A 9,008-nucleotide genomic window follows, 5' to 3' on the forward strand; every position below is an offset into this window, starting at 1 on the left:
CTTTTTCCCCCTTTTCCGGATTGCCCCTTTCCTTCTCTCCCCCCTTTTATCTCTTCCCTCTTTTCTCCTTCTTCCCTCGCACTCCTTCACCACCGTGACGCGCTCAGACGGCCTTGCGTGTCGCCCGGATGCCGACGACGAGGCCGACGGCGCACGTGGCGGCCGCGGCGACCGCGCCCCACAGGACGGCGGGGTCGGCGAACGTGCCGCCGAACAGCGCGCGCTCGGCGTCGACCATGTAGGTGAGCGGGTTGAACTTCGCCGCCGTCTGCATCCACGACGGGCCCGCCTCGAGCGGCAGCATCATCCCGGACAGGATGAGCAGCGGGAACAGCAGCGACTGCTGCACGCCCCAGAACAGCCACTCGCGGTTCTTCGACGCGAGGGCCAGGGCGTGCGACAGCGCCCCGATCCCGACGCCGAAGACGCCGAGCAGCACCAGGCCTGCGAGCGCGGGCAGCACGTGGAACGTGAACCCGAACGGGATGCAGACCGCGGCGATGATGAGCCCCTGCACCAGCAGCGGCGCGAACTCCTTGAGCGCGCGGCCCACGAGGATCGCCGAGCGGTCCAGCGGCGTCGCGAGCACCCGCTCGTAGGAGCCGGTCATGATCTCGTACAGCAGGTTCGAGCCGGTCATCGAGGTGCCGAACAGCGAGATCATGACGATCACGCCGGGTACGAACCACTGCAGGGTGTCCGCGGTGCTCGCTCCCCCGCCCCCGAAGCCGCCGCCGAACGTGCCGGTGAGCAGCGGCCCGAAGAGGCCCAGGAAGATCAGCGGCTGCAGCAGCGAGAAGATCAGCGTGAACGGGTCGCGCAGCACCAGCAGGATCTCGCGGGTGAACACCGCCCCGGTGTCCGTGACGAACTTGCCCGGCCCGGTGCGCGTGACGATCCGCGGCGCCTCGTGCTGCGCCGTCGTCGTGGTGGTGGTCTGCTCGGTCATGCTGCTGCCTCCTCGCGCAGGCTCCGGCCGGTGAGGTTGAGGAACACGTCGTCGAGGCTCGCCTGGCGGGCGCTCGCCGACGTCGTGGCGATGCCGGCCACCCGCAGCGCCTCGATGACGACGGGCAGCGTCTCGGCCCCCTGCGCCGTGCCGACCCGCACCTGCAGCCCGGCGTCGTGCGCCGTGAGCTCGACGTCGCCCAGGCCGTCGGGCAGCGCGGACCGGACCGCCGCGCCGTCGTCGGTCGCGACGACGACGCTGAGGGTGTCGTCGGCGTACCGGCGCTTGAGGGCGTCGGGCGCGGCGTCCGCGATGATCTCGCCGTGGTCGATGACGACGACGCGCTCGGCCATGCTGTCGGCCTCGTCGAGGTAGTGCGTGGTGAGCACGACCGTCATCCCGTACCGCTCGCGCATCGCCGTGATGTGCCCCCAGAGGTTGGCCCGCGAGTGCGGGTCGAGACCGGTGGTGGGCTCGTCGAGGAACAGCAGCGGCGGGTGGTTCATCAGCCCGAGCGCGACGTCGAGCCGGCGGCGCTGGCCGCCCGACAGCGACTGCACGGAACGCTTCTCGAGGCCGCCCAGCTCGAGCGCCGCCATGAGGTCGGCGGCCCGCTCCTGGTAGACCTCGGGCGGCAGCCCGTAGAAGCGGCCCTGGTTGTGGAGCTCGTCGACGACCTTGTAGCTGAAGCCGCCACCGTTGCCCTGCCCGATGAACCCCAGCCGGGCGCGGACCTGCGCCGGGCTCTTGACGACGTCGTAGCCGGCGACGGTCGCCTCCCCCGCCGTCGGCTCCAGCAGCGACGTCAGCATCCGCAACGTCGTGGACTTGCCGGCCCCGTTGGGCCCGAGGAAGGCGACGAGCTCGCCCTCCGCGACGTCGACGTCGATCCCCTTGACCGCCTCGACGCTCTCTTTGCGACGGCTGAACGTCTTGGTCAGCCCTCGTGCTCGGATCATGGCGATTCCCTCTCTCGTACGCTGTACTGGAACTAGTCTGGACGCTAGCCCGGGGGTCCGACAAGACCCGTGGGCGGACCGCACGACAGGGATGGGAGGATGACGAGCCATGTCGAGCACTTCGCCGTCGAGCACCTCGCCGCAGCCGCCGGACGACGGCGTCCCCCGCCCGCCCGAGGTCGTGCGGCGGCTGGCCCTCCTGTGGGACCCGCCGCAGCCGTCGGGCCGCGGCCGCCGGGCCCGGCTGACCCTCGACGACGTGATCGGCGCGGGCACCGCGATCGCCGACGCCGAGGGGCTCGAGGGGCTGTCGATGCGGAAGGTCGCGGGGCGGCTCGGCGTCGGCGCGATGTCGCTCTACACGTACGTGCCGGGGCGCACGGAGCTGCTGGACCTCATGATCGACCGCGCGTTCGCCGAGCTCGCGCTGCCGCCCGCCACGGCGACGTGGCGCGACGGCCTGGCGGCGTACGCCCGCGCGCACTGGGAGCTGTTCCAGCGCCACCCGTGGATCCTGCAGACCAACATGTGGCGCCTGCCGCTCACCCCGTCCGTCCTCGACGCGCAGGAGTGCGGGCTGCGCACCCTCGTGGACACCGGGCTGGCGGAGCGCCAGGTGGTGGAGATCGTCGGGCTCCTCGACGCGTTCGTGCGCGGGCTGGCACGCTCCACCGTCGCGGAGTCCGCGGAGAAGGACGCCTCCGGCCAGAGCAACGACGAGTACTGGACGTCGATGAGCAGCTTCTGGGTGGACCACTTCGACCCGCAGCGCTACCCCACCATGCTGCGGATCTGGGACGCGGGCGGCTTCGACGCCGAGGCCACGCCGTTCGAGGCGTCGCTGGAGCGGCTGCTGGACTCCGTGGGCATGGCGATCGACCGGGCCCGCGCGACTTCCCAACCCGGCGACTCGTCCCTACGATGAACTGGTCCAGACCACCTCTTGTTCGGAGGACACCGTGGAACGCACCGTCGTCGTCGCCATCACCGAGGGCCTGCACGCCCGCCCGGCCGCGCTCTTCGCGCAGAAGGCCGGCCAGCAGCCCGTGCCGGTGAAGATCGCCAAGACCGCCGGCGGCGACGCCGTGGACGCCGCGAGCATCCTCGGGATCATGACCCTCGGCGCCTCGGTGGGCGACGAGGTGGTGCTGCGCACCGAGACCGACGGCGACGAGGCCACCACCGCGCTCGACGCGCTCGTCGAGTTCCTGTCGCAGGAAGCGGTGGCCTGACGGACCGGCCCGCCCGGCCGAGCGGGTTCTTCCACTCGGCCGGCTGGCTGTTCGGCGAGATGCTCGTCGGGGCGCTCGTCGGGCTGGTCGCGGCCTTCGTGCTGTCGGTCGACGCCGTCGAGCTGGCGGCGAACCCTGACGCCGCGCTGGCGTGCGACATCAACGCGGTCATCTCGTGCGGCACGGTCGGCACGTCGTGGCAGGCCAGCCTGTTCGGCTTCCCCAACGCGTTCCTCGGGCTCGTCGCCGAGTCCGTGGTCATCACCGTGGCCGTGGCCGGCCTGGCCGGGGTGCGGTTCCCGCGCTGGTTCATGACGGCCGCCCAGACCGTCTACCTGCTCGGCTTCCTCTTCGCGTACTGGCTGCTCTGGCAGTCGATGTTCGTCATCGGCGCGCTGTGCCCGTGGTGCCTGACGATCACCGTCTCCACGACGCTCGTGTTCGCGTCGATGCTGCACTGGAACATCCTCGAGGACAACCTCTTCTGGCCCGCCCGGGTGCAATCGTGGGCGATGTCGCTGGTGCGGTCCGGTGCGTTCGGCATCCTCACCGCCGCCTGGTTCCTGCTGCTCGCCGCCGCCGTGCTGCTCAAGTACGGCACGGCGCTCTTCGCCTGACGCCGAGACAGAGAGGTCAGACCCTCTCTGTCTCGGCGCTCAGAGACCCAGGGCCTCCAGGACGTCGGCCAGCTCGCGCCGGACGGCGGTGCGCGCGGCGTCGGCGTCGGGCTGCTCCAGCGCGACGCGCGCGAGGTCGCGGCACCGCGCGAACGTGACCTCGGCCAGCACGGCTGCGACGTCCGCGAGCGCCCGCGGCGTCATGGAGAGCGACGTCACGCCGAGGCCCACGAGCACGGGGGCCAGGACGGCGTCGGCCGCCGCCTCCCCGCACACGCCGACCGGCCGGCCGTGCGCGTGCGCGCCCTCGCAGGTGGCGCGCACCAGCTCGAGCACCGCGGGCTGCCACGACGTGGACAGCGCGGCGAGGTCGCCGAGCATCCGGTCGGCGGCCATCGCGTACTGCGTGAGGTCGTTGGTGCCGATGCTGCCGAAGGTGGCGTGCTCGAAGACCCACCGCGACCGCAGCGCGGCGGCGGGGACCTCGATCATCGCGCCGGCCCGCCGCAGCCCGTGCTGCTCGCAGGCGGCGACGAACGACCGCGCCTCGTCGGTGGTGGCGACCATCGGCGCCATCACCCACACGTCGGCGGACTCCGCCTCCGCGGCGGCGGCGATCGCCTGCAGCTGCCGGTCCAGCACCTCCGGGTGCGCGACGGCGGTGCGCAGGCCGCGGACGCCGAGCGCCGGGTTGGGCTCGTCGTCGGCGGTGACGAAGGGCAGCGGCTTGTCCGCCCCCGCGTCGAGGGTGCGCACCACGACCTTGCGGCCGGCGAACGCGGACAGCACGCCGCGGTAGGCGGCGACCTGCTCCTCGATCGTCGGCTCGACGTCGCGCCCCAGGAAGCAGAACTCGGTGCGGAACAGCCCCACGCCCTCGGCGTGCGCGGCGACGGCGGCCTGCGCCGCCTGCGGGTCGGCCACGTTGGCGAGCAGCTCCACCCGGTGCCCGTCGGCCGTGCGGCCGTGGCCGTCGAACTCCCGCTCGACGCGCACGGCGTCCTGCGCGGCCTCGACCTCGGCGTCCGACGGGTCCCGCAGCACGGTGCCGGCGCCGCCGTCGACGACGACGGTCTCGCCGTCGGCGAGGGCGTCGGCCCCGCGGGCGGCCACGACGGCGGGGATGCCGAGCGCGCGCGCCAGGATCGCCGTGTGCGAGGTGGGGCCGCCGCCGCTGGTGACGATGGCGACGACCGCCTCCGGGTCGAGCGTCGCCGTGTCGGCGGGGGCCAGGTCCTCGGCGACCAGCACGAACGGGTGCCCCGGCGAGGGGACGCCCGGAGGCCGCACCCCGGTGAGCTCGGCGACGATGCGGTCGCGCACGTCGCGCACGTCGCGGGCCCGCTCGCTCAGCGGCGGGCCGAGCGGCTCGAGCTGGGCGGCGAGGGCGTTCGCGGCGTCCCACACGGCCCGCTCGGGGGTCGCGGCGGACTCGCGCACGCGCCGTTCGGCGTCGGACGCGAGCGTGGGGTCGGCCGCCATCGCGGCCGTCACGGCGAGCACGTCCGCCGCGGTCCCCGTGGCCTGCGCCGCCTGGGCGGCGAGGCGGTCCCGGACGGCCGACGTCGCGGCGCCCAGTCGGGACACCGCGTCGTCGGCACCGGTAGCGTCGGACGTGTCGAGGGTCGCCTCCGAGGGCTCCGGGACGGGGGCCGGCATCGTCACGACGACGCCGGCCGCCCGCCCGGGGCTCACCGGGGCGCCGGTGAGGGTGGTGCTCATCAGACCGCGTCCTTGCCCTTCGCGGGACCGTCGCCGCCGGCCGGAGAAGTGTCGGCGCCGATCGCGACGGCCTCCTTCTGGTCGCTCACGGCCTGGTCGCCGACGACGGCCGCAGCCGCCTCGGGGTCGTCCTCGCGGCCCGGGGTCTTGAGGTTCCACCTCGTGATGACGAACCGGAACAGGAAGTAGTAGATGACCGCGTAGCCGAGCCCGATCGGGATGAGCAGCAGCGGCATCTCGGCGATGCGGAAGTTCAGCAGGTAGTCGATGACGCCCGCGGAGAAGCCGAAGCCGTCGCGGATGCCGATCGCGTTGACCAGCGCCATCGAGGTGCCGGTGAGCACGGCGTGGATCGCGTACAGCGGGTAGGCGACATAGACGAACGCGAACTCGAGCGGCTCGGTCACACCGGTGACGAACGCGACCAGCGCCGCGGAGCCCATGACGCCCGCGATGACCTTGCGGTTCTTCGGCTTCGCGGTGTGCACGATGGCGAGGGCCGCGGCGGGCAGGGCGAACATCATGATCGGGAAGAAGCCGGTCATGAACGTGCCGGCCGTGGGGTCGCCGGCGAGGAAGCGGAAGATGTCGCCGTGCGCGACGTTGCCGGCGCTGTCGGTGTACGAGCCGAACTGGTACCACGGCAGCGAGTTGAGCAGGTGGTGCAGGCCGATCGGCACGAGCAGACGGTTGAGCGTGCCGTACACGAACGCGCCGATCACGGTGGAGCCGGTGACGAAGCCGCCGATCTGGTCGTTGAACAGCCAGTCGAAGGCCGGGTAGATGAGCGAGAAGACCACGCCGATGATGACTGCGGCTCCGGCCGTGACGATCGGCACGAACCGCCGACCGCCGAAGAATGCCAGGTACGCCGGCAGCTTGATCCGGTAGTACTTCTGGTACAGCAGCGCGGCGGTGAGACCGATGACGATGCCGCCGAGGACGCCGTAGTTGATGAGCTCCTGCTCCTCCCCCTCGGCGGGCAGGCCCAGGACCGTGGGCGACAGTGCGTCGGTGACGCCCTTGAAGACCAGGTAGCCGATGAGCGCGGCGAGGCCGGTCGAGCCGTCCGCCTTGCGGGCGTAGCCGATGGCGACGCCGAGGGCGAAGATCATCGCCAGGTTGCTGAAGAGCGCGTTGCCGGCGGCCCCGAGGACGTCGGCGACGGGCTGCATCCACGGGAGCGTGCCGGCCACGCCGTCTGCGCCCAGCATGTCGGGCTGGCCGAGGCGCAGCAGCAGCGCGGCGGCGGGCAGCGAGGCGATGGGCAGCATCAGCGAACGGCCGACGCGCTGCAGCTGCGCCAGGCCGGGGAATCCCCGCTTCTGCTTGGTCTCTGCGACCGTGGTCATGGTTCTCCTCCGATGGATGGCCCGGGGGCGGGCGTGTCCTGCAGGCCGTGCCTGCATCGTCCGGCGGCAGTGTCGCGACGTCGGGGCGTCATTGCCGGTGATCCACACGCTGCCACCGGCAGGTTGTCTGGACCACTTGCAGGAAGAGTGGTCTAGACCTCATGATGTGTCAACCCCGCGCTCCCGCCGGGGAGACAGCGCACCGGTGACGGCCGAACCCCGATACTGGTCCCGATGTCGCACAGCACGCAGATCGATGCCGATCACAGGGCAGGACAGGACACGAGGATGGTCAGGGACGGCGCTCGCCCCGGCGAGCACAAGTACGTCGCGGTGCGCGCGTACCTCGCCGACCTGGTCACGACCGAGCTCGCCGTCGGCGACGCGATCCCGTCCGAGCGCAGCCTCACCGAGAAGTTCGGCGTCTCGCGGATGACGGTGCGCCAGGCCATCGACGCGCTCGTCACGGAGGGCGTGCTCGAGCGCGCGCAGGGCCGCGGCACGTTCGTCGCGCCGCCCCGCGCCGACTTCGAGATGCGCCTGACCACGTTCGGCGAGGAGGCCCGGCGCCGCGGCCTCACGCCCGGCGCCACGGTGCTGCGGTGCGAGCAGCTGCCCGCGCCCGCCGTCGTCGCCGAGGCGCTGGACCGCGAGACCGGCACCCCGGTGCACCACGTGGTGCGGCTGCGCACCGCCGACGGCAACCCGATGAGCGTCGAGGAGTCCTGGATCCCGGTCGACCTCGCCCCCGACCTGCTCGACGACGGCGTGCCCGACAGCCTCTACGCCGCGCTGCGCGAGCGCGACCTCGACCCCACGTGGGGCGAGGAGGTCATCACCGCCGCCGACGCCACCCCCGAGGAGCTGGAGGCCCTGCAGATGCAGGGCTCCCGCGCCGTCATGCGCACCGCCCGACGCACCTTCGGCGGCGACGCCGCCGTGATGTACTCCCGCGCCTGCTACCGCGGCGACCGGTACAGCGTCTTCGTGCCGCTGCGCGAGGCACGGCCCACGCTCGTCCCCCGCGCCCGGCCCTCCGACGGCGACGCCGGCCGCCCCGTCCAGCCTTCCGCACCCCCCGGACGCATCCCCGAAGGGAGCCCCCGATGAGCACGCCCGACCCCGACGCGCAGCTCGCCGCCTCGATCCTCGCCGGACTCGGCGGGGTGGAGAACATCGAGGAGATCGACCCGTGCACCACCCGGCTGCGGTCCCTCGTCAAGGACCCGGCGCTCGTCGACGCCGCGCTGCTCAAGCGCGCCGGCGCCTTCGGCGTGATGATCAACGGGCGGGTCGTGCAGGTCGTCGTCGGCCCCCGCGTCGACACGATCGCGTCCGACCTCGCCGAGCTCATGTGAGCCAGGCCCCGCACCCACCGACCCCCGGAATCTCCACCCGGACCCACCAAGGAGCATCATGAGCAAGGCACAGCAGATCCTCGACGCGCTCGGCGGCGACGACAACATCATCGACCTCGAGCCGTGCATCACCCGGCTCCGCGTCGAGGTCGAGGACCCCGCCAAGGTGATCGACGCCGACCTCACGAAGGCGGGCGCCATCGCGGTCGTGCGCTCCGGCGTCGCCATCCAGGTCATCGTCGGCCCCGAGGCCGACACCCTCGCCTCCGACATCGAGGACCTCCGCTGATGACGGCGCTGACTGTTCTCGCGCCCGTCACCGGCACGGTCGTCGACGTGTCCGAGGTGGACGACCCGGTGTTCGCCGCCGGCCTCGTCGGCCCCGGCCTCGCGATCGAGCCCGACGGCGTCCGCGGGGGCGAGGCGGTCGCGCCCATCGCCGGGACGATCGTCAAGCTGCACCCGCACGCGTTCGTCGTCCAGCACGACGACGGCCGTGCCGTGCTGGTGCACCTCGGCATCGACACCGTCAAGCTCGGCGGCGAGGGCTTCACCACCCACGCCTCCGAGGGCGACGTCGTGCAGCGCGGCACCGTGCTGGTCACCTGGGACCCGGCGGCGGTGCGCGCGGGCGGCAGGTCCGCCGTCTGCCCCGTCGTCGCGCTCGAGGCCACGCCCGACGCCGTCGACCGCCTCGCGCAGGTCGGCACGATGGTCGAGCACGGCGAGGACCTGCTCACCTGGGGCTGAGAACTGCCGAGATAGAGAAGGCTGATTCGCGAGATAGAGAGGCTCGGACGAGGCCGCAACGGGTTGCGG

General features: G+C 72.6%; 11 protein-coding genes. 7 read left to right on the forward strand and 4 right to left on the reverse strand.

The features are described from left to right. Positions 1-103: 103 nt before the first annotated feature. On the reverse strand, positions 104-949 hold the full coding sequence (locus ACFCZN_RS18640) for an ABC transporter permease (RefSeq protein WP_429765714.1): 846 nt from the start codon (positions 947-949) through the stop codon (positions 104-106). Next, positions 946-1,908: an ATP-binding cassette domain-containing protein gene (locus ACFCZN_RS18645; protein WP_429765713.1), complete on the reverse strand. Its 963-nt coding sequence runs from the start codon at positions 1,906-1,908 to the stop codon at positions 946-948. The genes ACFCZN_RS18640 and ACFCZN_RS18645 overlap by 4 nt, the downstream gene beginning before the upstream one ends. A 109-nt stretch (positions 1,909-2,017) precedes the next feature. On the opposite strand from ACFCZN_RS18645, the gene ACFCZN_RS18650 reads away from it, so the two are divergent. Genes ACFCZN_RS18650 through ACFCZN_RS18660 form a run of 3 tightly spaced genes read left to right on the forward strand, consistent with a single transcriptional unit; the run spans position 2,018 to position 3,757 of the window. Further along, entirely contained in the window at positions 2,018-2,833 is an 816-nt protein-coding gene (locus ACFCZN_RS18650; protein ID WP_429765711.1) for a TetR/AcrR family transcriptional regulator, read from the forward strand. 34 nt (positions 2,834-2,867) lie between these two features. Beyond that, on the forward strand, positions 2,868-3,140 hold the full coding sequence (locus ACFCZN_RS18655) for an HPr family phosphocarrier protein (RefSeq protein ID WP_429765710.1): 273 nt from the start codon (positions 2,868-2,870) through the stop codon (positions 3,138-3,140). 59 nt (positions 3,141-3,199) lie between these two features. Continuing rightward, positions 3,200-3,757 (forward strand): vitamin K epoxide reductase family protein, encoded by a 558-nt coding sequence (locus ACFCZN_RS18660; RefSeq protein ID WP_430557727.1) that lies wholly within the window; start codon positions 3,200-3,202, stop codon positions 3,755-3,757. Positions 3,758-3,796: 39 nt separating this feature from the next. Here the strand turns inward: ACFCZN_RS18660 and ptsP are convergent, their stop codons facing one another. Both ptsP and ACFCZN_RS18670 read right to left on the reverse strand, forming a co-directional pair. Beyond that, a complete protein-coding gene (ptsP, locus tag ACFCZN_RS18665; RefSeq protein ID WP_430557728.1) occupies positions 3,797-5,479 on the reverse strand; it encodes a phosphoenolpyruvate--protein phosphotransferase in 1,683 nt (560 codons plus the stop codon). Further along, positions 5,479-6,831: a PTS transporter subunit EIIC gene (locus ACFCZN_RS18670; protein ID WP_430557729.1), complete on the reverse strand. Its 1,353-nt coding sequence runs from the start codon at positions 6,829-6,831 to the stop codon at positions 5,479-5,481. The genes ptsP and ACFCZN_RS18670 overlap by 1 nt, the downstream gene beginning before the upstream one ends. A 288-nt stretch (positions 6,832-7,119) precedes the next feature. Here ACFCZN_RS18670 and ACFCZN_RS18675 point away from each other — a divergent pair, with 288 nt between their 5' ends. The 4 genes from ACFCZN_RS18675 to ACFCZN_RS18690 are packed head-to-tail and all read left to right on the forward strand — an operon-like array spanning position 7,120 to position 8,939. Continuing rightward, on the forward strand, positions 7,120-7,941 hold the full coding sequence (locus ACFCZN_RS18675) for a GntR family transcriptional regulator (RefSeq protein ID WP_429765705.1): 822 nt from the start codon (positions 7,120-7,122) through the stop codon (positions 7,939-7,941). Then, positions 7,938-8,189, forward strand: coding sequence for a PTS transporter subunit EIIB (locus tag ACFCZN_RS18680; RefSeq protein ID WP_429765703.1), 252 nt, complete (start codon positions 7,938-7,940; stop codon positions 8,187-8,189). The genes ACFCZN_RS18675 and ACFCZN_RS18680 overlap by 4 nt, the downstream gene beginning before the upstream one ends. A 58-nt stretch (positions 8,190-8,247) precedes the next feature. Further along, positions 8,248-8,478, forward strand: coding sequence for a PTS transporter subunit EIIB (locus ACFCZN_RS18685; RefSeq protein ID WP_429735428.1), 231 nt, complete (start codon positions 8,248-8,250; stop codon positions 8,476-8,478). Further along, positions 8,478-8,939 (forward strand): PTS sugar transporter subunit IIA, encoded by a 462-nt coding sequence (locus ACFCZN_RS18690; protein ID WP_429765702.1) that lies wholly within the window; start codon positions 8,478-8,480, stop codon positions 8,937-8,939. Before ACFCZN_RS18685 ends, ACFCZN_RS18690 begins: the two co-directional genes overlap by 1 nt. Positions 8,940-9,008 lie beyond the last annotated feature (69 nt).

The organism is Isoptericola sp. NPDC056134 (assembly GCF_042264825.1).
Taxonomy (GTDB): domain Bacteria; phylum Actinomycetota; class Actinomycetes; order Actinomycetales; family Cellulomonadaceae; genus Isoptericola; species Isoptericola nanjingensis.